Source organism: Gracilibacillus massiliensis (assembly GCF_001458115.1).
In the GTDB taxonomy this organism is placed as follows: Bacteria; Bacillota; Bacilli; order Bacillales; family Amphibacillaceae; genus Gracilibacillus; species Gracilibacillus massiliensis.
The window spans coordinates 83136-107262 of sequence record NZ_CZRP01000009.1 but is presented as its reverse complement, the minus strand read 5'-3'; the positions used below and the strand labels follow the sequence as shown (position 1 = coordinate 107262).

22 protein-coding genes are annotated in these 24127 nt (G+C 38.2%); 14 read left to right on the top strand and 8 right to left on the bottom strand.

Going from position 1 to position 24127, the window contains the following annotated elements; all coding sequences use genetic code 11:
* The first annotated feature begins 16 nt into the window (after window positions 1-16).
* The 9 genes from BN3107_RS01435 to BN3107_RS01395 are packed head-to-tail and all read left to right on the top strand — an operon-like array spanning window position 17 to window position 9850.
* Window positions 17-1549: a phytoene desaturase family protein gene (locus BN3107_RS01435; protein ID WP_058305862.1), complete on the top strand. Its 1533-nt coding sequence runs from the start codon at window positions 17-19 to the stop codon at window positions 1547-1549.
* Window positions 1539-2999 (top strand): phytoene desaturase family protein, encoded by a 1461-nt coding sequence (locus BN3107_RS01430; RefSeq protein ID WP_058305861.1) that lies wholly within the window; start codon window positions 1539-1541, stop codon window positions 2997-2999. Before BN3107_RS01435 ends, BN3107_RS01430 begins: the two co-directional genes overlap by 11 nt.
* A complete protein-coding gene (locus BN3107_RS01425) occupies window positions 2996-3829 on the top strand; it encodes a phytoene/squalene synthase family protein (RefSeq protein ID WP_058305860.1) in 834 nt (277 codons plus the stop codon). Before BN3107_RS01430 ends, BN3107_RS01425 begins: the two co-directional genes overlap by 4 nt.
* 3 nt (window positions 3830-3832) lie before the next feature.
* The gene (locus BN3107_RS01420; RefSeq protein WP_077065027.1) at window positions 3833-4552 is read left to right on the top strand and encodes a carotenoid biosynthesis protein; all 720 of its coding nucleotides are present in this window, start codon (window positions 3833-3835) and stop codon (window positions 4550-4552) included.
* Window positions 4521-5249, top strand: a complete 729-nt coding sequence (locus BN3107_RS01415) for a lysophospholipid acyltransferase family protein (protein ID WP_058305858.1) — start codon at window positions 4521-4523, stop codon at window positions 5247-5249. The genes BN3107_RS01420 and BN3107_RS01415 overlap by 32 nt, the downstream gene beginning before the upstream one ends.
* Window positions 5250-6353: a glycosyltransferase gene (locus BN3107_RS01410; RefSeq protein ID WP_058305857.1), complete on the top strand. Its 1104-nt coding sequence runs from the start codon at window positions 5250-5252 to the stop codon at window positions 6351-6353.
* Complete coding sequence (locus BN3107_RS01405; RefSeq protein ID WP_058305856.1) at window positions 6350-7816, top strand: phytoene desaturase family protein; 1467 nt, start codon at window positions 6350-6352, stop codon at window positions 7814-7816. The genes BN3107_RS01410 and BN3107_RS01405 overlap by 4 nt, the downstream gene beginning before the upstream one ends.
* On the top strand, window positions 7813-8841 hold the full coding sequence (gene fni, locus BN3107_RS01400) for a type 2 isopentenyl-diphosphate Delta-isomerase (protein WP_058305855.1): 1029 nt from the start codon (window positions 7813-7815) through the stop codon (window positions 8839-8841). The genes BN3107_RS01405 and fni overlap by 4 nt, the downstream gene beginning before the upstream one ends.
* A gap of 10 nt (window positions 8842-8851) precedes the next feature.
* Window positions 8852-9850, top strand: coding sequence for an NAD(P)/FAD-dependent oxidoreductase (locus BN3107_RS01395; RefSeq protein WP_058305854.1), 999 nt, complete (start codon window positions 8852-8854; stop codon window positions 9848-9850).
* On the opposite strand, the gene BN3107_RS01390 is transcribed toward BN3107_RS01395, so the two are convergent.
* Window positions 9847-10374: a M15 family metallopeptidase gene (locus BN3107_RS01390; protein ID WP_058305853.1), complete on the bottom strand. Its 528-nt coding sequence runs from the start codon at window positions 10372-10374 to the stop codon at window positions 9847-9849. The genes BN3107_RS01395 and BN3107_RS01390 overlap by 4 nt on opposite strands.
* 173 nt (window positions 10375-10547) lie before the next feature.
* Between BN3107_RS01390 and ilvD the strand changes: the two genes are divergently transcribed.
* Window positions 10548-12239: a dihydroxy-acid dehydratase gene (gene ilvD, locus BN3107_RS01385; protein WP_058305852.1), complete on the top strand. Its 1692-nt coding sequence runs from the start codon at window positions 10548-10550 to the stop codon at window positions 12237-12239.
* 28 nt (window positions 12240-12267) lie between these two features.
* Here ilvD and BN3107_RS01380 read toward each other — a convergent pair whose 3' ends face one another.
* The gene (locus tag BN3107_RS01380; protein ID WP_058305851.1) at window positions 12268-12465 is read right to left on the bottom strand and encodes a hypothetical protein; all 198 of its coding nucleotides are present in this window, start codon (window positions 12463-12465) and stop codon (window positions 12268-12270) included.
* Between the two features lie 25 nt (window positions 12466-12490).
* Window positions 12491-13585 carry an NAD(P)/FAD-dependent oxidoreductase gene (locus tag BN3107_RS01375; protein ID WP_058305850.1) on the bottom strand — a complete coding sequence of 365 codons (1095 nt, stop codon included), beginning with the start codon at window positions 13583-13585 and terminating at the stop codon, window positions 12491-12493.
* A gap of 185 nt (window positions 13586-13770) precedes the next feature.
* Here BN3107_RS01375 and BN3107_RS01370 point away from each other — a divergent pair, with 185 nt between their 5' ends.
* The 4 genes from BN3107_RS01370 to BN3107_RS01355 all read left to right on the top strand — a co-directional run bounded on the left by BN3107_RS01370 (window position 13771) and on the right by BN3107_RS01355 (window position 18052).
* A complete protein-coding gene (locus BN3107_RS01370; RefSeq protein WP_058305849.1) occupies window positions 13771-14835 on the top strand; it encodes an ABC transporter substrate-binding protein in 1065 nt (354 codons plus the stop codon).
* Window positions 14836-14999: 164 nt separating this feature from the next.
* Window positions 15000-16004: an ABC transporter permease gene (locus BN3107_RS01365; RefSeq protein WP_058305848.1), complete on the top strand. Its 1005-nt coding sequence runs from the start codon at window positions 15000-15002 to the stop codon at window positions 16002-16004.
* Window positions 15997-16791: an ABC transporter ATP-binding protein gene (locus tag BN3107_RS01360; RefSeq protein WP_058305847.1), complete on the top strand. Its 795-nt coding sequence runs from the start codon at window positions 15997-15999 to the stop codon at window positions 16789-16791. Before BN3107_RS01365 ends, BN3107_RS01360 begins: the two co-directional genes overlap by 8 nt.
* A 73-nt stretch (window positions 16792-16864) precedes the next feature.
* A complete protein-coding gene (locus BN3107_RS01355; RefSeq protein WP_058306022.1) occupies window positions 16865-18052 on the top strand; it encodes an aminotransferase-like domain-containing protein in 1188 nt (395 codons plus the stop codon).
* Window positions 18053-18642: 590 nt separating this feature from the next.
* Here BN3107_RS01355 and BN3107_RS01350 read toward each other — a convergent pair.
* The 5 genes from BN3107_RS01350 to BN3107_RS01330 all read right to left on the bottom strand — a co-directional run bounded on the left by BN3107_RS01350 (window position 18643) and on the right by BN3107_RS01330 (window position 23297).
* Window positions 18643-19077, bottom strand: a complete 435-nt coding sequence (locus BN3107_RS01350; RefSeq protein WP_058305846.1) for a YueI family protein — start codon at window positions 19075-19077, stop codon at window positions 18643-18645.
* A 137-nt stretch (window positions 19078-19214) separates the two neighbouring features.
* Entirely contained in the window at window positions 19215-19601 is a 387-nt protein-coding gene (locus BN3107_RS01345; protein ID WP_058305845.1) for an ectoine synthase, read from the bottom strand.
* Between the two features lie 50 nt (window positions 19602-19651).
* Window positions 19652-20920 carry a diaminobutyrate--2-oxoglutarate transaminase gene (gene ectB / locus BN3107_RS01340; protein ID WP_058305844.1) on the bottom strand — a complete coding sequence of 423 codons (1269 nt, stop codon included), beginning with the start codon at window positions 20918-20920 and terminating at the stop codon, window positions 19652-19654.
* Window positions 20921-20998: 78 nt separating this feature from the next.
* Entirely contained in the window at window positions 20999-21511 is a 513-nt protein-coding gene (gene ectA, locus BN3107_RS01335; protein ID WP_392389045.1) for a diaminobutyrate acetyltransferase, read from the bottom strand.
* A 319-nt stretch (window positions 21512-21830) separates the two neighbouring features.
* Window positions 21831-23297 (bottom strand): catalase, encoded by a 1467-nt coding sequence (locus tag BN3107_RS01330; protein WP_058305843.1) that lies wholly within the window; start codon window positions 23295-23297, stop codon window positions 21831-21833.
* Window positions 23298-24127: the final 830 nt, after the last annotated feature.

The following is a 24127-nucleotide window of genomic DNA, read 5'->3' as shown; positions in this document are numbered from 1 at the left end:
ATGCACCAGTGAGAGGATGATTACATTGCCGACAGCAATCGTGGTTGGAGCGGGTCCGGGCGGATTAGCAGCTGCTATGCAATTAGCTAATAAAGGATATCAAGTAGAAGTTTTTGAGAAGCAGGCTCAGGTAGGTGGTAGAACCTCTAAATTACAACTCAATGATTATAGTTTTGACTTAGGGCCCACTTTTTTTATGATGCCCCAAGTTTTAGAGGAAGTTTTTGAACGGGTTGATCGTAATTTGCATGATTATGTAACGATGAAAGAAGTAAACCCTCTTTATACGTTGAAATTCGGAGACATTGAGTTTACTCCCAGTAGAAATGTAGAAGAAACGGCAGCACAAATCGAGCAATTGTTTCCAGGGGATAAGAAAGGTTATCGTCGCTTTATGAGGTTAGAAGGAGAGAAATTTGATCGGATTATTGAATTACTAAAACAACCATTTGGTTCAATTGGTGATTTTTTCACGAAAGAAATGTGGCAAGCGCTACCGAAGCTTCATGCTTTTGATACGGTACACGGCAGGTTGAGTAAATATTTTCAAGATGAAAGGTTGAAATGGGCATTTTCGTTCCAAGCAAAATATTTAGGAATGTCGCCGTGGAATTGTCCAGGTACGTTTACGATTTTATCCTTTTTAGAGCATCGCTATGGATTGTTTCATCCAATTGGCGGGATCAACAAGGTTTGTGAAGCAATGGCACAAGTAACGGAGGAATTCGGTGGGCGGATCCATTTAAATCATCCCGTAGAGCAAATCATGGTAAAGAACGGTCAAGCGGTAGGTGTGAGGTTGGAAGATGGAACCGAATGTGAGGCAGATGATGTTGTGATTAATGCGGATTTTGGGTATGCGATCAATCATTTATTCGAACCAAAAGCACTGAAAAAATATACCAAAGAAAAAGTAGCGAAGAAAAAGTTGTCTTGTTCTACTTTTATGGTCTATCTAGGTGTCAATCAACAAATAGATTTACCACATCATATGGTGTTGTTTGCCAAAGACTATCAAAAAAATGTAGAAGATATGACAGAAAGACAGGTTTTGTCTGATGAACCATCGATCTATGTTCATAATCCAAGTGCTATCGATCCAACGCTCGCTCCAAAAGGAAAGTCATCGTTATATCTTTTAATGCCAGTACCAAATCTCCAAGCAAACATTGATTGGGATAAAGAGAAACAAAGGTTACGAGATTGGATGGTACAAAAAATATCAAGAGAAGCAGGGATCGAGGATATTGATGCGTTGATTGAAGAAGAACATATTGTTACACCTAAAGATTGGCAAGAAAGCTATCATGTTTATCAGGGGGCTACTTTCAATCTGGCACACAGTCTCGATCAAATGATGTATTTTCGTCCACATAACAAATTAGAAGATGTCGAGCATTGCTATCTAGTAGGTGGAGGTACACATCCCGGTAGTGGTTTACCAACGATCTTCCAATCAGCGATGATTAGTGTTGATTTATTAACGAAACAATATGCAGAATTATCGGAATATAGCCATCAGGGAAGTAGGGTTTCCTATGGAGATTAGTGTGATAGGAGCAGGTGTTGGCGGCTTAACAAGTGCATTGTTATTAGCGGAAAAAGGCTATCATGTCACCATTTTTGAAAAGGATCAACGACTAGGCGGTCGATTAACCTATGAAACAAATGGTGAGTTTACGATTGATCAAGGTCCGACCATTGTATTGCTACCGGAATTATTGCTGGAGATATTAGAGGAAGCGGGGATATCAAGAGATAAGCTTAACTTGATCCCATGTGATCCACTTTATGATTTGTTTTTTGCAGGTGGAACCAAATTGACAAAGTGGCAAGATCCAGACAAACAACAAAAAGCGATCGAACAGTTATTTCCAGAAGAGGTGCCACGCTTTAAACGATATATGGAAGATATGAACGAAATCTATCATTTTGGCTATCATGCTTTTTTATCTAAATCTTTTGATAGAATGCGAGATTTTCTTACTTTTCAAAATATGAAATTTGTGATGAAGTCACAGTCTTATCGTTCGCTTTCTAGTTTTTTATCACGATATTTTACCAATGATTATTTGAAGCAAGCCTATATGCTGCAAAGTTTGTATATTGGTGGTTCTCCTTACCGGGTGCCAGCATTATATGGCCTGATTTCATATAGTGAGCATGCATTTGGTATTTGGTATCTCAAAGGTGGCTACCACTCGTTGATTCCGCTACTTGAAGAAGCATGTATCCGTAAAGGCATCACAATTTATAAGAGCACAGAAGTGACGGAGATCATGGTGCAACAAAATCGCGTAGTTGGCCTGAAAGCCGCGGGAAAACAACATCGGTTCGATCAAGTTATTTTCAATGGAGAATACCCTTTCCTTGAGCGTTTACTAAAAGATGAAAGAGTAAAAAGCAAAAAACAAGACTATCAACCGTCTTCTGGTTGTCTACTCGCCTATTTAGGAGTAAACAAACGATTTTCTAAAAGAGAAGCCCATCAATTTTTTCTGCCGGAACAGTTTGAACAACATATGAATGAGGTTTTTGAACAAAAAACGTTGTCTGCACATCCTTCGAGTTATCTGTTTAACCCTGTTGCGTTGGATCATGAGGCGGCACCAGCTGGAAAAAGTGTTTTCTATGTACTGATACCAGTACCTGCTAATCCTTCGATTGATTGGCAAAAAGAGAAAGATAGAATCGTAGACAATGTATTAGAGACGATCGAAGAAACAGCTTTTCCGGGGTTAAGGCAACATGTCGAATGGTTAAAGATTCGAACGCCTGATGAGGCAAGCGAGGCCGGTTTATTTTTAGGTGGCAGCTTTGGTATTGCACCACATCTCAATCAATCTGGCGGATTTCGTCCTCAAATTGTTCATCCGACGATTAAAGGGCTTTACACGGTAGGCGCGTCTGTTCATCCTGGTGGTGGCATTCCGATTGTGATGCAAGGTGCACGGCTGTTAGTACAACACATCGAGAAGGAAAAGGAGATGGTCATATGATCGTTAGTCAAGATTTTGCAGATGCTTGTAAACAAATGATGAAAGAAGGGTCGTCAAGTTTCTATCATGCGTTTAAATATTTGCCCACGCCACGAAGAGAAGCGGTTTATGTTATTTATTCATTTTGTCGGATGATTGATGATGCGGTTGATGAACCAGAGAAATCATCTTATACATTAGACGAATTAGAGCAGCATTTTATTGATTTAGAGCATGCCGAGGGTCATTTTATTTGGCCAGCTTTACGTTTTTTATTTGAACACTTTCCTGTTTCGAAGACACCTTTTTTCACACAAATTGCTGGTCAACGAATGGATTTTGTAAAAAAAGAATATGAAACGTTCGAGGAGTTAGAGGAATATTGTTATCATGTGGCGGGTTCGGTCGGAGAAATGCTGTTACCTGTTCTGCATGATAATCCTGATCAACAGGTGATTGATGCTGGGATTGCGCTCGGAAAAGGCATGCAAATTGTCAATATTATTCGTGACGTTGGTGAGGATCAGCGTATGAATAGGCGTTATATTCCGAAGTCCTTGATGGATAAATATGAGTATTCATTAACGGCATATGATCGACAATTAGTCAGAGTGGAATTTGTCGATGTAATACAGGATTTAATAGCACAAGCGGATAGGTGGTTTGAACAAGGATTAACAGGTATTGAAACGTATCCAAAAGAAAGTGCATTATCGATTCGTTTAGCAGCCAATTATTACCGTGAGATCCTAGAAGTTGTCGTAGAAAATCGCTACCAAGTATTTACTCGACGAGCGGTGGTAAGTGCTTCGAGAAAAGCGAAATTATTTTTACAGTTAACGGGCGATTAAATGATGACGCGAACATTATATTTCATATTTTTAGGCTGGTATACGATTGGTTTTTTGTTGCTATTTTTTTGGGAAGTACCAGACTGGTTACAATTTTCTAATAGTATCTTTTTAATTTTGTTAGCGCTCACTACGGTAACGCTGTATCAGTTTCATATAAGAAATTTCTTAATAGCTTTGTTGATTGGTTTCGTTACTTTTTTTATTGAGGTTATCGGAGTGACGACCGGGTTTCCGTTTGGTACCTACTCCTATACCGATACGTTAGGCTTTCATGTATGGCAAGTACCTTTCACCTTAGGCTTTGCTTGGGTTGGTGTTATCTATTTATCTATGTTTTTAGCCACTAGTACTAATCGTTGGATCCGTTCATTACAAGTCGGGTTCTTGGTTGTATTAATCGACTTGATTTTAGATCCTGCAGCGATTGCAATGGAGTTTTGGAACTGGCAGCATGATGGAATCTATTTTGGTATTCCGCTGACTAATTTTATTGCATGGTTTTTGATTGCAGCTTTTGTTAGTTTTTGGATTCCTGTTGTCAAACTGAATGCTACCCTGCAATGGAAGGGAGTCCGGTTATTCCAATTAATTTTGTTCTTCTTTGGTGTCTTAACGGCAAAAGAGGGTTTGCCTGAAATCTTATTTGTCACATTTTCTAGTATGTTGTTGGTAGAAGGGTGGTATCGCTATGATCAACGCCAAAAAAGATCATCGCTTTGAAAAAATATTCTATTATTACCAGCAATACTACTTGATTCCAAAACATTTTTCGCTCGTTTCTAGTAAAGGTGAGCTTGATGAAGAACAGCATCTTCCTACGATTTATATTGCCAACCATAGTTCGTGGTGGGATGGTTTATTACTTTTTCAACTCACACAAAAAACGTCAATGGAGGATCATTATATTATGATGACAGAGGAAGGGCTCAAGCAATACCGTTTCTTTCGTAAGTTAGGAGCATACTCTGTCCGTCGCGATCATCCAAAAGATCTGATACAATCGCTCCGATATACACAAACTTTATTGGAACATGGAAAAAAGGTCTGGTTGTTTCCCCAAGGTAGCATCCAACATCAACATATACCCGATTATCAGTTCATGAGAGGGATTGGTTTATTGCTATCAATGTTTGATCAAGTAATGATAAAGCCGGTTACCTTTCATTATTATTTTCATGAAAGGCAAAAACCGATTGCAGCGATTGATATTGGTAAAGGACAACTAATCCATGGAACGGATGCAAAGGATTCATTGGTACACCAATGTGAATCGCTATTACAGGGCCAAAGGCAGTCTCAATTAAAAAGATTGATAGACCAACCCGAGGCACCATTTCATGCACCATATCACCCGATTATTACGCCATCTCTTTCTACAAGTGATCGCTTCAACCGTTTAATGAGGAGGGGGAGCTAAGTGGAAGTAGTAGTAATGCTTATTTGTTGCTGGCTTATGATTCAACTCCTTTTCGTTTTGTTCAATATGTATGTTTATCCGAAAATGGGCAGCGTCAAGCAGAAAGGCAAGGTGTCAATTTCCATTTGTATTCCGGCACGCAATGAAGAAGCTAATATTCAAGCGTGTGTCGAATCGGCCTTGAATCAAACGGTCCTGCCATTGGAAGTATTAGTGTTAGATGATCATTCAACAGATCGAACGGGATCAATATTAGCGCGGTTACAACAGAAATACACGAACCTTCATTATTGGCGTGGTGCTTCCTTACCTAATGGTTGGAAAGGCAAGGTGTTCGCTTGTCACCAACTAGCCGAGCGTGCTCGTGGAGAATGGCTCTTGTTTATCGATGCTGATGTCCAAATGTCACAGCACACGCTTTCTAATCTTATGCCACATTTAATCAAACAAAAAAGCGGGATCATTTCTGGTTTTCCAAGACAAATAGTCAAATCAGCAATAGAACGCTTGTTAGTGACAATGATGCATTTCGTGATTTTGTGCCATTTGCCGGTACCTTTAGTCAAAAAATCTTCCGAGTCCAAATTTTCTGCCGCACATGGTGGATTTATAGCAATAGCAAGGAAGACCTATGACCGGATTGGCGGACATGCCTCGATCCAAGATGCCATGGTCGATGATATGACGTTAATGAAAAGGGTGAAGAGCTTTAGAGAACCTGCACAATTACTGAAAATAGATAAATTTGTCGCAATGAGGATGTACAAAGGGGCGCAAGATGTCTGGCAAGGGTACTTGAAAAATATATTTATTGGCATTAATCGTAATTATTGGTTGATGACGAGCATTGTCATTATCTATGCTACTCTTTATCTGATGCCACTGATTACCATTTGGTTCGACGACTTATTTTTGCTTTCAATACTAGCGATTACGATCGCAAGTATCACAAAAGTCATCGTAGACTGGTGGAGTGGTGTTCATCACTTATACGGTTTGTTGTTTCCGCTAAGTGTATTATTGATGATTCTTTTACTCATTCAATCTGCCTGGCAGACAACAAGAAAGAAGGGTTATCTCTGGAAAGGTAGGCGTTATTTATGAAAAAGGTGATCATAGTAGGAGCAGGCCTGGGTGGATTGTCAGCAGCGATTACCTTAGCCTATCATGGTTATCGTGTTGAGATTCTCGAAAAAAATAAAGTAGTTGGTGGAAAATTACAAGAGCGCAATGTAAAAGGCTATCATTTTGATTTAGGTCCGAGTACGATTACGATGAAACATGTATTTGAAGAATTATTTGCCCAATGCGGAAGGAATATTAATGATTATTTAACTTTTTATCCGATTAAAGCAGGGACAATGAACTATTTTGATGATGGAAGTGCTGTCCCGACTTCGACGATAAAGCAAAATGTACAAAAGGCTATTGCTCAATACAGTAAAGAGGATGCCGAGCAATACCTATCCTTTTTAAACGATAGTGAGACTTTTTATCAGATTGCCGAGAGTCAGTTTCTCAATCGTTTGCTCTACCGATTTAGTGACAAATGGAGCCCGACACTTATTAAAAATTTTGCTAAAATTAAACCTTTTACGACGTATCAAGACTGGCTAAAGCAATATTTCACACATCCAAACACCTTACAATTGTTTGGTCGCTATGCTACTTATGTTGGTTCTTCACCCTATCAAACTCCAGCAATATACGGGATGATGGCACATGTCGAAACGAATTTAGGGATATATGGAGTAACAGGAGGTACCTATCAAATAGCCAATGCGATGCGTCAATTAGCAGAAGAGCTAGGGGTGCAGATTCACTATCAGCAAGAAGTTACCAAAATGGTGGTGCAAAATAGCAAAGTAATTGGTGTAGAGGTTGACGAGGAAAAAATTTATGCCGACCAAGTGGTTGCAAATATCGATGCTTTAACGGTTTATGATAAACTATTACCAACAGACAAGCGAAACGTAGAAAAAATAGAGCCATCATTATCAGGTTTTGCTTTACTTTTGGGGATCAATAAGCGCTTTGATAAACTTCAGCATCATCAGGTTTACTTTACAAATGATTATCAAAAGGAATTTGATCAGTTATTTAAAAAGAAAGAGCTTGTAGATGATCCAACGATATATATTTGTAACTCAGGGTATGATGATCTGTCATTGATTCCGAATGCTAATGCAAGTAACTTATTTGTACTCGTCAATACCCCAAGTGAAACTAAACATGATTGGGAAACCATTAAAAACCGTTATACGGATCATTTACTAGATTTATTAGAGCAAAAAGGATTGACCAATTTAAGGGATCATATCGAATATCTTGAAGTAATGACACCCAAGGATTTGAAGCATCAAACAGGTGCCTTCCAGGGAGCGATTTATGGAGCAAGTTCCAATTCATTTAAGCAGGCATTTTTTCGCTTACCAAATAAAGCAAAAGAAGTAGATCGACTCTGGTTTGTCGGTGGGTCTACACATCCAGGGGGAGGAACCCCAATCGTTACCAGGTCAGGCAAATTAGTAGCAGAAGCAATCATTAAAGAAGGGATCGGCTTATGACAGAAGACATTCATAAAAGAAAAAGCGAGCATATTACGTATAGTTTATCAGATGAATCACTAGGGCAAGGGGTAACAAATGGCTTTGATCGATTTAGGTTTCAGCACAACGCTTTACCTGAAATCGATTTTGACGCAATTGATCTGTCCTCCAACTTTTTCACGAAACAAATCAAATCCCCTTACTTGATCAGTTCGATGACAGGTGGAGCCGAGCTGGCAGAAACGGTTAATCGCAATTTGGCAATCGCTGCTGAAGAACAAGGCTGGATTTTTGCATTAGGTTCTACACGTGTGATGTTAGAAAGTGAACAGTTTCGACAATCGTTTCAATTAAGAGAGTATGCCCCGACGATCCCGATTGTGGCAAACTTAGGAGCCGTCCAATTAAATTACGGTGTTACGATTGATCAGGTAAAACAAATCATCGATTGGACGGACGCAGATGCTCTTGTCTTACATTTCAATACGATTCAAGAAGTGATTCAAGCAGGTGGAGACACTAATTTTTCCAATCTGTTACCAAAGATTGAAAAATTAACGAAAGCATTATCAATTCCGGTTGGTGCTAAAGAAGTAGGGTTTGGTATTGACGCAGAAGTTGCCAAACAATTAACGAATGTAGGTATCGATTTTATCGATGTCGCTGGAGCTGGTGGTACGTCATGGAGTCAGGTGGAAAAGTTGCGGTCAAAAGATAACATTAAGAAAACAGCGGCAGAAGCCTTTGCTAGTTGGGGAAATCCAACGGCTAACTGTTTGCAGGAAGTAAGAAAAATCTTACCTCAGCAAACGATCGTTGCCAGTGGAGGTATTCGTAACGGCTTAGATGCAGCTAAAGCAATTGGCTTAGGAGCAGATTATATAGGATTTGCTCGTTCGATTTTAAAAGAAGCAATTGACTCACCGGAAAATGTGATAAAATGGATGAAAGTCCGTGAATTAGAGTTGCAAATGGTGATGTTTGGTATCGGAGCAAAAGATATACCTTCATTAAAAAGGACGAATCGATTAATAACAGGTTAGAGGTGCAATAATGGACAATCAAGAACTATTTGATATAACGATAATAGGCGGTGGTACAACCGGTTTATTTGCAACGTATTATGCGACGATGCGTGGTATGAAAGTTAAATTGCTTGAGTCACAGTCACAATTTGGTGGAAAAGTCATGCAGTTTTTCCCGGAGAAATTAATATATGATGTTGGAGGCTTTCCTGCTGTATCTGGTGAAGACTTAGTACAACAAATGATGACGCAAGCAGAGCGTCACCAACCAGTTATGTTAACCGATCAGTGGGTCGAAACGATTGACAAAGATGATCAGCATTTCACTTTACAAACGAATAGCGGTGATCGTCATCTATCTAAATCGATTTTACTTGCAACAGGTTCAGGCACTTTTCATACCAAGCGATCTGACGACTGGAATGCGCTACCATACCCAACGTTTCGCAAGCAAGTTCCTACTAATTTAATGAATCGCGAGAAATATGCGAATAAAAAAGTAGTGATCGCCTCCAATAATAAAGTAGGCGTAGGTTGGGCTTTGTATTTAAAAGACAAAGCAGCATCCGTGACAGTTGTCAATCCGGACTCATCTTTTCATCAAGTAAAACAGCACGATTTAGATCTTTTGCTTAAAAGTTCTGTACAGGTACATTTTCAAACAGCTTTAACTGATTTGTTCCTGAAAGAGGATAGGTTACAAGCGGTCGAAATAAGCAATAGTGAAAATGAAAAGCACATAATCGATGCAGAAGAAATTCTTACTTTTCATGGATTAGAATTAGAAGCCACACCTTTTGACAAATGGGAAGTGGAAACCAAAAAAGCCCGTATTGCAGTAAAAGGAGATATGGCAACCAATGTACCAGGCATATTTGCTGCTGGTGATATTGTGCAATACGATGGCAAAACGAATTTAATTGCTTCCGGATATACCGAGGCGATAACAGCTATTAATAAAGCACATAAATGGATCGATCCAACGGTAACAGAGCAATTATATAGTACGGTCATTTATAGGGGTTAATCGATCACATCTTCTGGTCGTTTACCCCATTTTAGTTCGGCGATACTTAATCCGAAGTCCATTTGTAAGTGTGGATAATCTTTGAAACGAGCAAAATCCCCGCCCCACGAAAATCCTAATGACTTTGCAATATCGACCACTTCCATCCAGTCACTTTCACCGTTTTGATTTCCATCATATTCTAAATCCCAGATTACCTCGCCTTGACGAGGTTGTAAGGCAAAATCTATTGCCAATCCGTAGTTATGATAAGATTCTCCACCTTTTGCATTGGTAACAATTTCTCCGTCTCTATCACGACCTTGCTGATAGATTTTATTTTGTTCTTCGATAGAACGAAAGTCGTCGGTAATGATAATAGAAATTCCTTGTTGTTCCGCTTGATCAATTAACGCTTCACTCGCTTCTTCCACATGCGGATGTAAAGAAGAAGGCATTGGTCGATTACTATATTTTTGATATTGAAAAAAGAGATATCCTAGAATAATAAGTAACAATAGTATAAAAATTATGCGAAATTTCATTTATTTCCCCTCTATTTTACGGTGCGAATCGTTCCGTATTTTCTAAATATATGATACTATATCATTATTGAGAAGTAACGTTAGGCATTTCTCGATCTGAATTTTTTAGAAAATTAAAAATATAGGAAATTCTAGTTCTGATGCTAGAAAATATAGTTGGGAGGCAAAGTGGAATGGGGAAAGACTTACGTATCAAAAGTAATGTGTTTGACGATGCAAAACGTGCTCCAAACCGTGCGATGTTGCGAGCAGTAGGGGTAACAGATGAAGATTTCAAAAAACCGATGATTGGGATTGCTAGTACATGGAGTGAGGTTACACCATGTAATATTCACTTGGATGATTTAGCAATTAAAGCAAAAGAAGGTGCACGTGCAGCTGGTGGAGTACCAATGATTTTTAATACCATCACTGTATCGGACGGTATTTCAATGGGTACTTCTGGTATGCGTTATTCACTTCCAAGCCGTGATGTGATCGCAGATTCGATTGAAACAGTAGTAGGCGCAGAAAATTTGGACGGCTATGTTGCAATTGGTGGTTGTGATAAAAATATTCCAGGCTGCTTAATTTCGATTGCACGTTCTGATGTACCAGCTGTTTTTGTTTATGGTGGTACGATTGCACCAGGTTATAAAAATGGTCAAAAGCTAGATATCGTTTCAGTTTTTGAAGGTGTAGGAAAACACAATAATGGTGATATCGATGATGAAGAATTAAGAGGTATTGAATGTAATGCATGCCCTGGTGCTGGTTCATGTGGTGGTATGTACACTGCAAATACAATGGCAACAGCTGTTGAAGCACTTGGTATGAGTTTACCAGGAAGTTCTTCCAACCCAGCTGAATCTCCAGAAAAATGGGAAGATTGCCAAAAAGCAGGGGAAGCAGTATATCACTTATTAGAAAAAGGCATTTATCCAAAAGATATCTTAACGAAAAAAGCTTTTGAAAATGCGATTACTGCGGTAATGGCATTAGGTGGTTCTACTAATGCAGTATTACACTTATTAGCAATCGCCAATGCTGCAGAAGTAGACTTAACGGTAGATGACTTTAATCGTATCCAAGCAAAAGTACCACACTTAGCCGACTTAAAACCAAGCGGTAAATATGTAATGGAAGACCTACATAAAATCGGTGGGGTTCCAGCTGTTATGCGTTTATTATTAGATAATGGCTTCTTACATGAAGACTGTCTAACCGTTACTGGTAAAACAATTGCAGAAAATTATGCAGATGCACCAGTTCTTTCTGATGATCAGGATATCATTCATCCATTAAGTGATCCATATCGTGCAGATGGTCCATTAATCGTGTTAAAAGGGAACCTTTCTCCAAGTGGAGCGGTTGCGAAAGTGTCCGGTGTCAAAGTAAAACGCCATACAGGACCTGCTCGTGTTTTCAATAACGAGGAAGAGGCAACCAACGCCGTTATGAATAATGAGATAAATGAAGGTGATGTACTGGTTATCCGTTATGTTGGGCCAAAAGGTGGACCAGGTATGCCAGAAATGCTTTCCATTTCAGCTATTCTAGTTGGAAAAGGTCTTGGACAATCTGTAGCCTTATTAACAGACGGTCGTTTCTCCGGTGGTACGCATGGTCTTGTAGTAGGACATATTGCACCTGAAGCACAATCTGGAGGGCCAATCGCATTCTTAGAAGAAGGCGACATGGTGACGATTGATTCAGAACAAAAAGAAATTTCTATGGATGTTGCTGAAGAAGAAATAGCAAAACGTCGTGCCAACTGGCAAGCACCAGAACTTTATAAACGTGGTGTTTTAGGGAAATATGCACACAATGTTTCTTGTTCATCACTAGGTGCCGTAACCGATTTTATTAATCGTAATGATCAATAATGAGTGAATAAAAAAGATGCCGATCTGATTATAGATTGGCATCTTTTTTTGTTGTAAGCAAGACTTCTTTTTCTTCACGGGAATCCAGCATCGCTACACGGGAATTCCCTTCCTCTTCACGGGAATAATTGCTCGCTAGACGGGAAAAAGCAATAATTCCCGTGAAGAACACAAAGATTCCCGTAAAGAAAGCGGTAATTCCCGTTAACAACAAGACAATTCCCATGAAGAAATCCAACATATTTAATACGTTAAAGAATACTCGAAACAGGGAAGTCTTTTACATCTACTTCCAATGGCTCTCCTACTACAAATTTAGCTAGTTCTTTTCCAATAAATGGGCCAGTGGTTAAACCAGAAGATCCGAGCCCATTAGCGGCATATATTCCTGGGTGATCCGGCAGTTCACCGAATACCGGTAAAAAGTTAGGTGCTACAGGTCGGAATCCCACTTCTACTTTTAATAACTTGCTTTGTGCAAGAGACGGGGCAATGTTAAAAGTATCAGTAAAAATTTGATGTATGCCACCAGGTGTTATATCGGTATCAAATCCTGCATCATCTTCATGAGTCGTGCCAGCAGATATAACGCCATTTTCAAATGGAACCATATAATGTGAACCAGGTGGCATTATCACAGGCCAATCACTGGTCTCCTCCTCAATTTTCAGTGTAGTGATTTGAGCTTTTTGTGGTTTCACTTGCCCTTGAATTCCTAATGGCTTCACCAACTCTGTAAACCAAGCACCGGCTGTTAAAACGATCTTATCTGCAGTATATGGTTCACCTTTTACCGTTATCGTGTTGTCAATAAAACTTGCTTCTCCACTAACAAACGTCACCCCATTTTTTTCGCATGCTGCTAATAATGCCTGTCTTAGCTTTTCCCCGTGGACTCTGGCTCCACCACTTACATATAAAGAAAAATAACCATCAGCAACTAAAGGGAATTTTTCTTTTGTTTCTGTTGTGTTAAGCCACTTAATTTCACCTATTTCAGGTGCTTGTTCTTTTCTTTTATTTACTATTTCTACTATTTTATTTAAACGTTTCTCATCATCTTTGACAACAAGGGTTCCTACTTGCTTATAACCAGTTTCCTCGATGCCTTGCGCTTTTAATTCCTTTATTAACTGTGGATAATAGTTGGCGCTTTTGGAGGCTAACGAATACCAAGCCTTATTGCGGCGTTGTGAAACCCATGGACAGATAATACCAGCTGCAGCACTTGTTGCTCTTCCTTCAAAATCAGCCTCAATTAATGTTACTTGATGGTTTGATTTAGATAATTGATATGCAGTAGATACACCAACGATACCTGCACCAACTACAATAATTTTACTCATAAAACTCACTCTTTTCTTTGCGATTCCTATTGGTAGTTTGCATCAGACTTTCTAGAATAGCAAGTAATCCCATTAATTTCAAAGTAATATTTCACTAGAATCTATACCTATGTGAAGTAACATGTGCTATAATGGTTCGTAAAAGTTTGAAAATTTCAAATACAAAGAAAATGGGGGAAAAGGGAATGAAGAAATTACTATTATTATTAGTTATGACTTTCTTCAGTGTCCTTGTTTTAGCAGCATGTGGAACAAGTGATGAGAATGAAGGTACAAATGGTTCTTCGGATGACGAAGGGACAGAAGAAACAGCAGAAGAAACAGATGGTGAAGAAGAGGCATCAACTGACGAAGTCTACCAGATAGGTGCAACACAAATTCTTGAGCATCCATCTTTAGATGCAGCTTTCGAAGGATTTAAAGAAGCAATTGCAGATGCAGGTTTAGAAGCTGAATATGATTTTCAATCTGCACAAGGCGATCAAAATAATGCAAGCACGATTGCTAATAACTTTGTAGCAGATGGTGTAGACATGATTTTTGCCAATTCTACTCCAAGTGCACAAAGTGCTTTAAATGCAACTAGTGATATTCCAATTCTTTTCACTTCTGTAACAGATGCAGTGGAAGGCGGTCTTGTTGAAGCAATGGATCAGCCGGGTGAAAATATTACTGGGGTATTAGATATGCACCCTGATTCTATTGCAAAAACAATCGAATTTATAGATACTTATTTCGAAGGTTCAACGATCGGATTAGTTTACAATGCAGGAGAAGCCAATTCTGTTGCACAAATTGAAGCGGTAAACACAGCGGTAGAAGGAACAAGCCTATCCACTGCAGAAGCAACAGTAGGTAATACTTCAGAAGTACAACAAGCGACCACTTCATTAGTTGGTGAAGCAGATGTATTCTTTATCATAACAGATAATACAGTTGTTTCCGCATTGGAGACAGTAGTAGCTATCGCAGAAGATCAAGATATACCAATGTTAGTAGGTGAGCCGGATTCTGTAGCTCGTGGAGGTTTTGCTACATTTGGAATTGATTATCATACGATAGGTTACCGTACTGGAGAAATGGCAGTTGAAGTCCTAACAGGTGAAAAAACAACTGCAGATATTCCGGTAGAAGTGCCACCAAGCATGCAACTATTTATTAATGAAGAAGCAGCTGAGGCGCAGGGTGTTGAATGGCATGAAGACTGGGATGCAGATGCTGAACTTTTAGAACCAGCTGAAGAAGAGTAATAATTCTTTTTAAACCTCGACATTTTTCACGAAGTAATCGTCCGAATACCACACTTCAAAATTCAAGCTTAAATAAAGAAGCTCGGTGGGATTAACGGACGCTATAAAATTGGTGGTGTCGGGGTTTTCTAAGAATGGATGTGTAGAAGGAAAGGAAGTTTATCATGAGTTTCGATAGTTTTTTTATTTCAACTTTTGGCGCTGTAGAATCAGGTATTATTTATGCTTTGATGGCATTAGGCGTTTATCTTTCATTTCGTATTTTAGATTTCCCGGATTTAACGGTTGATGGAAGTTTTGTTACCGGTGGGGCAGTAGCTGCAATTTCGATTGTTAATGGTGTTCCTCCAGTCTTAGCTACCATTTATGCTGTGTTGGCTGGATTTCTGGCTGGTGTAGTTACAGGAATTTTGAATACGAAAGGAAAGATTAATCCGCTATTATCCGGTATTTTAATGATGATCGCTCTTTATTCGATTAACTTGAGGATTATGGGAAAACCAAACGTTTCTTTGTTGAATGAGTCCACTATGTTTAATCAAGTAGAAGGTTTTTGGGCTGCTTTAGGGATCGATGATTTCTTAAACAATATGATCACGTCTATGGGAATAGGTATTCTCCCAAATACATGGGCAATTGTTATTATTATGATTGTGGTTACATTAGCCATTAAATTTATAACGGATTATTTTTTGAAGACAGAGGTTGGTTTAGCATTAAGAGCTACTGGTGATAACGAAAAAATGATCAGAAGCTTTTCAGCTAATACAGATATATTAACAATTGTAGGTCTAGGTATTTCGAATGCGTTAGTTGCTTTATCGGGTGCTTTAATTGCTCAACAAGGTGGCTTTACAGACGTTAGTATGGGTATTGGTATGATTGTGATCGGGCTTGCATCTGTGATTATTGGTGAAGCATTGTTTGGAACAAAAACCATTGCTCGCACGACGTTAGCTGTTATCGGTGGAGCAATCGTGTACCGCTGGGTATTAGCAATGGCATTAAAAGTAGAATTTTTAGAAACAGGAGATGCTAAGTTAATCACGTCGGTTATCGTCATTGTTGCACTAGTAACACCTAAAATAATTGCCTCAAGTAAAGAGGCGAAGCGAAAACGTAGTAAAAGAGCAATGTTGGCTAGTAGAGAGGAGGGTAACAGTGCTTAATATGAAGGACATTTCCATTACCTTTAATGAAGGTACATTGGATGAAAAGAAGGCATTACAGAATATTAATCTGGAAATGCAAAAAGGTGATTTTGTTACAGTAATTGGTAGTAATGGTGCGGGTAAATCGACCTTAATGAATATGGTATCAGGTTCATTAAAACCAGATATCGGTACAGTCAAAATTAATGATAAAAATGTGACGATGCTGCCAGAGTATAAACGCTCTCGTATGATTGGCCGTGTTTTTCAAGACCCCATGGCAGGAACCGCACCTACGATGACAATTGAAGAAAACCTTGCGATGGCATATGCTCGTAATAAAAAGCGCACACTCAAAGCTGGAGTTAGTAAGAAAAGAAAAAAGCTATTTAAAGAGCATCTAGAAACCTTACATCTAGGGTTAGAGAACAGGTTAAATGCTAAAGTTGGTTTACTTTCTGGAGGGGAACGTCAGGCGCTTTCCTTATTAATGGCAACTTTCACTGAACCAAATATTCTTTTGTTAGATGAGCATACAGCAGCACTAGATCCCTCACGAGCTGAGCTTATTACTAACTTAACTGGTGAAGTCGTTGAACAATTCGGGTTAACAACTTTAATGGTGACACATAATATGCAACAGGCATTAGACCTTGGAAATCGTTTAATTATGATGGATAAAGGTCAAATTATTTTAGAAGTATCCGGTCAAGAAAAGCAGGAATTAACAATTGAGAAGTTATTACATGAATTCCAACGAATCCGTGGTACGCAAATGGAAAACGATCGGGCAATACTAGGTTAGGATATTGGCAGACAGTTACTTTTTTAAAAAAAGTAACTGTCTTTTCTAAACAATAGAAGGAAGGGAATACATGATGAAGTATGGTTTTTCGGAACGTGTGAAATATATGAAATCTTCGGCAGTAAGAGATATTTTAAAGATTATTAATCAAGGTAATATTATTTCGTTTGCAGGTGGACTACCTGAAGAAAGTTTATTTCCGGTTGAAGCAGTCGATAAGGCTTTTCATAAAGCTGTAACGACAAATAATAAGGCACTTCAATATGGTGAAACGGAAGGTGTAGCGGAGTTAAGAACATTATTAGCAGAACGAATGAAGCAAAAAGGGTTAAAACGGTCAGCTGAAAATATACTAGTGACATCGGGAAGTCAGCAAGCAATTGATTTATTTTCCCGCGTTATGTTCAATAAAGGTGATATTATTTTAACTGAAAATCCAACATATTTAGCAGCTATTCAAGTATTTGACTCATATGAAACCAATGTAGTTGCAGTAGATTCTGATGATGATGGTATGATCTTAGCGGATTTAGAAGAAAAAATAGTCAGTTTAAAACCTAAATGCATTTATGTTGTCCCAACTTACTCTAACCCGACAGGCAAAGTATGGTCATTAGAAAGACGCCAAAAGCTGTTAGAGTTAGCGAATAAATATCATGTCGTTATTTTTGAAGATGATCCATATGGCGAATTACAATTCGATGAAAAAGAAGCACCGCCATCAATTGCATCATTAGATGACAATGATTTAGTGCTATATACGAGTACGTTTTCTAAAACAGTGGTGCCAGCAATGCGAATAGGTTGGATCGTTGGACCACATCAAATAATCCGTATTATGGCACAAGCCAAGCAAGCAACAGACCTTCATACCAATTCGATCAGTCAACATGCGCTCGTACATCTGTTAAATGATTTTGATATTGATCAGCATATTCAAACGATCAGAGAAACCTATTATGAGCGTATGCTTGTCATGAAAAAATTACTCGATTCAGTAGAAATTGAAGGGTTAAAATACATTGTGCCTAAAGGTGGCATGTTTTTCTGGGTGCAACTACCTGAAGCGATTAATACAACAGATCTATTAAACGAAGCAGTTAAGGAAGGAGTTGCTTTTGTACCAGGAGCTCCTTTCTATGTGTCAGATCCTGAACAGAACACACTCCGATTAAACTTTACCAACTCAGAGCCAGCATTAATCGAAGAAGGAATGAAACGGTTTGTAAAAGTATTAGAAGCGACTAATATTAACGTATAATGAAGGATAAGCTTTGGGCAAAAAAATTTAAATATATTACACAATAAAATAATGTGGCCATTATGACAGTAAATATGAGCGTGCCAACCGCTCCGGCTTGCCCACTTCGCTTTCCGAGGGGCATGCTCTTCAGCTAACTTTGAAAAGAAAAACACTTTTCAAAGTGGATCTTCAGATCACGCTAATCCCTCAGGAGTCGAAGTGGCCGCCTGCGCTATTATAATATTCTACAACGCTAGCATAAGGAAGCTTATTGGTTTTTCTATCATTGTAAAAATTCATTATTTGGAGTAAAAGCTCAAAATGATACCTGTCACAGTAGTTGTAGAACCATTATATTAGCGTAGGCCGCCCACTTTCACTCCTGTGGGAATGTTTTACCTGAAGATCCACTTTTTCAAGCGTTTTTTGCTTGGAAAAGTTAGCTGAAGGGAAAACCCAACGGAAAGGGAAGTGGGCAGCCGGAGCGGATGTTAACCACTTAAAACAATTTCAAGATTACTGCATCATTAGTGATTGAAGTCGAAACAATAGTTATGTTCCAGCCTCTTTTGTGCATTTCTGTTATAACATTGGATGAACAAATGAAACTAAATTCCCAATAGTTTTTTCCACCAAGGTTTTTTCTGTTTGTGTTCCTCTGATTTCTGTTCGGGTTCTTCAGGTAAGAATATTTCCTCTTTATCCACTGCCGTTTTTGCGGCAAGTACAAGTCCGTACTCACTTTCTGCTTCGCGATTTGTTACAGATGTATAGGTAATCCCATGTTTATTTGCTAACTCACGATAAGGTTTAAAAAACCTGAAATTCATATTACCATTCATTAGGATACTTGATTGAGGGTATGTTTGAATCGATTGTTCCAGTTCTTTTAATCCTTTTTCCCCGCGAACCTGCGCCTTTGTTAACGCTAATACAACTCTCTCTCGATAAGTGCCCATATATTTTCTTTTTTGATCTGGGTGAAGCTCAAGGGGTCCGTATATTCCCTCTTGTAGATAATCGTCAACATCTTTTTTTGCCATGGATAACACCTCTATTTGTCATTCTATATTATTAGTATATACAAAAAGAAAAAGCTCCCCAAGTAAAAGGGAGCTTTTTCAAGAAGAATATTTTGTTATGTCAACTTAGAAAAATGGGGTATGCTCAACTAAGTTTTTTAATCTTCATCTACAGGATATACACCATTTTCATCGTGTACTTCGTTACCTGAAAGTGGTGGGTTAAATACACAAATCATTCTCATATCTTCTTTTGCACGAAGTAAATGTTCATCATTTTTGTCTAGTGCATATAACGTATCTTTTGTGATAGGCCATACTTTATTGTCACTAAGTGTAACAACTTCACCTTCACCTTCGATACAATAAACAGACTCAAGATGGTTTTGGTACCAGATGTGTGTTTCAGTACCAGCTTTAATAATTGTATCGTTAACAGAGTATCCCATGCCGTCTTTTTTCATGATAAGACGACGACTTACCCAGTTACCTCCATCAACATCATATTCAGTTCCTAGTACGTCTTCTAGTTTAACTACTTTCATTAGATAATGCCTCCTGTATTTTCTCTAGTATATAGTAGTCCGATTACTAATTAGTTAGCAACTGGATCTTTCACTAATCCTTTAACACTTTCCTCAATAATATCTAAACCTTTTTGCAGATCCTCTTTCGGAATGTTTAGTGGTGGGAACAATTTGAATACTTCATCGTTTGGTCCAGCTGTTTCCATAATAAGACCAAGTTCAAAGCAACGTGCCGCTACTTTTTCTGCTAACCCGTCTACTCCTGAAGCAATTCCGACCATAAATCCACGACCACGAACTTCCCCGTCAAGCTCAGGGTAATCTGCAACGATTTTTTCAAGGAAGTTATAAATGATTTCAGATTTTTCATGGATTTCTTTTTCGAAAGAATCATCTTTCCAATAATCAAGTGCTGCCGTAGCTGTAACAAATGCATGGTTGTTTCCGCGGAAAGTACCATTATGCTCACCTGGCTTAAAGATATCTAACTCAGGTTTAATCAATGTTACCGCTAGAGGCAAGCCATAACCGCTTAATGATTTAGAAAGACAGATAATATCTGGTTTAATTCCTGCAGCTTCGAAGCTGAAGAAAGATCCTGTACGACCAATACCTGCTTGCACATCATCGATGATTAATAGAATACCCCAACGACGACAGATTTCTTCAATTTGTTTTAACCAATCCAAGCGAGCAGCGTTAATTCCACCTTCACCTTGAACGGTTTCTACAATCATTGCAGCTGGAATGGCAACACCACTACCATTATCTTCTAAGAATCTTTCAAGGTAAACAACTGTATCATGGTCTACATAATTATCATATGCCATTGTTACTGTGTTTTGTAGTGGAATACCAGCACCTTGGCGTTTCATTGAGTTACCCGTAACAGATAATGCACCAATCGTCATACCATGGAAACCACCAGTAAAACTGATAATATCTGTACGACCTGTTACTTTACGTGCTAATTTCAAGGCACTTTCTACTGTGTTTGTTCCAGTTGGTCCAGGGAACATTACTTTATAGTCAAGATTACGTGGTTGAAGAATCACATCATCAAATTTTTGTAAAAATTCTGCTTTCGCAGTAGACGCCATATCTAATGAATGTGTGATGCCATCACTCATAATATAATCCACTAGTTTTTGTTTCATCGTATCATCATTGTGTCCATAGTTAAGTGCACCTGCACCGGAAAAGAAGTCAATATATTCTTTACCATTCTCGTCCCACATTTTGTGCTTCTTCGCTTTTGTAAATACGGTTGGGAAGTTACGAACATAACTACGTACTACTGATTCATGATGATTGATAATATCAAGGTTTTTACTCATCTTATTTGTTCCTCCTAAAATGTTTTATATATCGAATAGAGTTTCGAACTTTAGAAAAGTCGAAATATTGCGACAAAATTATTTTTTAATTGGCCCAACAATAAATTTCAATTCTTCTTCATGCTCATCACCTGGGAATACATCTTTGGTGAAAAACTCGCTTGAAGTGAATTCGGTATTAAAGTCACGGGCTAGTTTTTGGAATAATGATTGTGATGCTTTGTTATCTGGTGTTATTGTTGCTTCGACAAATTGAATATCTTGACATGCATCACTTTCTAATAAATAATGCAACATTTTTGATGCAATACCTTTTCCTCGCTGTGATGCGTCAACTCCTACTTGCCAAACAAAAACAGCATCTTGCTTTTTTGGAGGGATAAATGCGGTAATAAAGCCAACCACTTGGTTATTTTGTTTTGCAACGACACAAGTATCACTAAAATATTCACTCATTAAAATGTATTTATAAGAAGAATTTGTGTCTAATGTTGAATTTGTTACTAATTCCCACATGGCTGCTCCATCATGTTTCGTTGGTTGTGAAAAAACAACTTCATCGGATGGAGTATTTTGGTTTTCGTTATTAATCACAGTTTGCTCCTTTCTTATTTGGCAATAATTCTTTGCGCAAATAGTACATATTATATGATATAGGGATATTAAATGATTTTCAAATCGCTTATAGACTGATTAAACTGTATTATTCTTCTTCTGTTTTGATGAGAGGTATTCTATTAGAATAAATTTATAAATCCTTCGATATTGTCATTAATCCTTACAAATGTGCAAAATTTGCTAATCAAAAATCAATATAGTAATACCCTAATTATTTGCAAATGAAACCAAAAATATTTATTTTTAATCAAAAAAGAGGTCAATATTTTTGACCTCTTTCCATTTCTTTCAATTATTTAAGATGTGCAGGTACTTCTACTCCCAATTTAGCAGCGATACCTTCTGCTAATTCTGGATCTACTTTATAGAAGTTTTCTAATTGACGATCTACTACACCATCTTGTGTAACGCCACTCATGTGGTCAGCGAAGTTTTGCATTAAGCGATCACGTTCATCTGCATCCATTATGTCACGGAATAATGCACGTGGTTGAGAATAGTGATCCTCGTTATCATATGGAACACTATCAGCGAATCCGGATACTTCAAATGGTGTTTGTTTGTTTTCTGGTGTTTCAACTGGTGCACCGTCGACACTATGTGGTTCATAATTAATTTGGCTACCACCATTACCATCAAAACGCATATATCCATCACGTTGGTTAGTGTTCACTGGTGCTTTTGCACGGTTGATCGGTAGTGCTTCATGATTCGCACCAATACGATAACGATGAGCATCAGAATAAGCGAATAAACGACCTTGTAGCATTTTATCTGGAGATGCTTCAATCCCAGGAACAAAATGTCCAGGAGAGAATGCCGCTTGTTCTACTTCAGCGAAATAGTTCTCAGGATTACGATCCAATACCATTTTACCCACTTCAACTAATGGATAGTCAGAATGTGGCCAAACTTTTGTTACATCAAATGGGTCGTAACGATAATTTTTGGCATCTGCTTCAGGCATGATTTGAACTTTTAGTGTCCAGGAAGGGTGGTTGCCTTCAGCGATCGCATTAAATAAATCTTCTGTATGATAATCTGGATTTGTACCAGCTAATTTATCTGCAAGATCTACATCTAAGTTTTTAATTCCTTGATCTGTCTTAAAGTGATATTTTATATAGAATGCTTCCCCATCTTTATTGACCCACTTGAATGTATGGCTTCCATATCCATTTTGGTGACGTAATGTCGCTGGAATACCACGATCAGAGTGCAGGATCGTAATTTGGTGAAGTGATTCAGGTGACAATGACCAGAAATCCCATGTCATATTCGGATCCTTCAAATGTGTTTGAGGATGACGTTTTTGCGTATGAATGAAATCAGGGAATTTAATGGCATCACGGATAAAGAATACAGGAGTATTGTTCCCAACTAAATCATAATTACCTTCCTCTGTATAGAATTTCACGGCGAAACCACGAGGGTCACGAACGGTATCCGCAGAACCGAGTTCCCCAGCAACTGTTGAAAAACGAATAAACATCGGTGTCTTCTTACCTACTTCAGATAAGAAATCTGCTTTTGTATATTTAGAAACATCATTTGTAACTTCAAAATATCCATGTGCACCCGCACCTTTTGCGTGTACAACACGTTCAGGTACTCTTTCACGATTAAAATGCGCTAATTTTTCTAATAAATGTACGTCTTGGATTAATGTTGGTCCTCTGTGTCCAGCTGTAATAGAGTTCTGATTATCTCCTACAGGTGCGCCAGAGGCAGTAGTTAAGTATTTTTTTTCTTGACTCATATAAAGCACCTCTCCTTTAATTAATAGTACATATTTTATTATAATACAAATCTAATAAAAATCAATATTTATTTAAAATTATTTTAAATAAGAAATTTGTAAAAAAAGAGAGAAGCAATCTATAACGAATAGTTGCTCTCTTATGGATTGGGAAACACCCTTGGAACTTTTGTTGATTGGGGGTAACAAAAGATATGTGTAAAGGGAATGTTTCATCACTTATGTGATTAATTACATTATAACGATAATGAGAATCATTTTCAATAGAGAATTTAAAATTATTTAATTTTTTATTTATTAAGTATCCAAAATGGGTATCTGCAAGAAGAACAGTGCGAAATGCAAGAAGGGGAGCGGATATGCAAGAAGAGCATTGTGAAATGCAAGAAGGAGATCGAAATTGCAAGAAGAACAGTGTGAAATGCAAGAAGGAGAGCGGATATGCAAGAAGAGCATTGTGAAATGCAAGAAGGAGATCGAAATTGCAAGAAGAACAGTGTGAAATGCAAGAAGGGGAGCGGATATGCAAGAAGAGCAATGTGAAATGCAAGAAGGAGATCGAATCTGCAAGAAGAACAGTGTGAAATGCAAGAAGGAGATCGAATCTGCCAGAAGAACAATGCGAACTGCAAGAATGCCTGAGCGTTATTGTAAAAAGTCTAATCCTTTCACTCTGGGAAACCCATTTCTTCCAAAGGTAGCGCAGTAATTCACTCTAATTCTGAAGAGGTAAAATAACCGAATCATCACACAATACCTAGACTGCTTTTTTAACAATACTTGAAATCGACAACGAGAAATTTTTAGAATACGCGTGTATACTACTTAAA

Excerpts from the sequence above, each read along its gene's own strand:
- BN3107_RS01435 (WP_058305862.1), top strand. The coding sequence starts at position 17 with ATGATTACATTGCCGACAGCAATCGTGGTTGGAGCGGGTCCGGGCGGA.
- BN3107_RS01430 (WP_058305861.1), top strand. The coding sequence starts at position 1,539 with ATGGAGATTAGTGTGATAGGAGCAGGTGTTGGCGGCTTAACAAGTGCA.
- BN3107_RS01425 (WP_058305860.1), top strand. The coding sequence starts at position 2,996 with ATGATCGTTAGTCAAGATTTTGCAGATGCTTGTAAACAAATGATGAAA.
- BN3107_RS01420 (WP_077065027.1), top strand. The coding sequence starts at position 3,833 with ATGACGCGAACATTATATTTCATATTTTTAGGCTGGTATACGATTGGT.
- BN3107_RS01415 (WP_058305858.1), top strand. The coding sequence starts at position 4,521 with ATGATCAACGCCAAAAAAGATCATCGCTTTGAAAAAATATTCTATTAT.
- BN3107_RS01405 (WP_058305856.1), top strand. The coding sequence starts at position 6,350 with ATGAAAAAGGTGATCATAGTAGGAGCAGGCCTGGGTGGATTGTCAGCA.
- fni (WP_058305855.1), top strand. The coding sequence starts at position 7,813 with ATGACAGAAGACATTCATAAAAGAAAAAGCGAGCATATTACGTATAGT.
- BN3107_RS01395 (WP_058305854.1), top strand. The coding sequence starts at position 8,852 with ATGGACAATCAAGAACTATTTGATATAACGATAATAGGCGGTGGTACA.
- BN3107_RS01390 (WP_058305853.1), bottom strand. The coding sequence starts at position 10,374 with ATGAAATTTCGCATAATTTTTATACTATTGTTACTTATTATTCTAGGA.
- ilvD (WP_058305852.1), top strand. The coding sequence starts at position 10,548 with ATGGGGAAAGACTTACGTATCAAAAGTAATGTGTTTGACGATGCAAAA.
- BN3107_RS01380 (WP_058305851.1), bottom strand. The coding sequence starts at position 12,465 with ATGGGAATTGTCTTGTTGTTAACGGGAATTACCGCTTTCTTTACGGGA.
- BN3107_RS01375 (WP_058305850.1), bottom strand. The coding sequence starts at position 13,585 with ATGAGTAAAATTATTGTAGTTGGTGCAGGTATCGTTGGTGTATCTACT.
- BN3107_RS01370 (WP_058305849.1), top strand. The coding sequence starts at position 13,771 with ATGAAGAAATTACTATTATTATTAGTTATGACTTTCTTCAGTGTCCTT.
- BN3107_RS01365 (WP_058305848.1), top strand. The coding sequence starts at position 15,000 with ATGAGTTTCGATAGTTTTTTTATTTCAACTTTTGGCGCTGTAGAATCA.
- BN3107_RS01355 (WP_058306022.1), top strand. The coding sequence starts at position 16,865 with ATGAAGTATGGTTTTTCGGAACGTGTGAAATATATGAAATCTTCGGCA.
- BN3107_RS01350 (WP_058305846.1), bottom strand. The coding sequence starts at position 19,077 with ATGGCAAAAAAAGATGTTGACGATTATCTACAAGAGGGAATATACGGA.
- BN3107_RS01345 (WP_058305845.1), bottom strand. The coding sequence starts at position 19,601 with ATGAAAGTAGTTAAACTAGAAGACGTACTAGGAACTGAATATGATGTT.
- ectB (WP_058305844.1), bottom strand. The coding sequence starts at position 20,920 with ATGAGTAAAAACCTTGATATTATCAATCATCATGAATCAGTAGTACGT.
- BN3107_RS01330 (WP_058305843.1), bottom strand. The coding sequence starts at position 23,297 with ATGAGTCAAGAAAAAAAATACTTAACTACTGCCTCTGGCGCACCTGTA.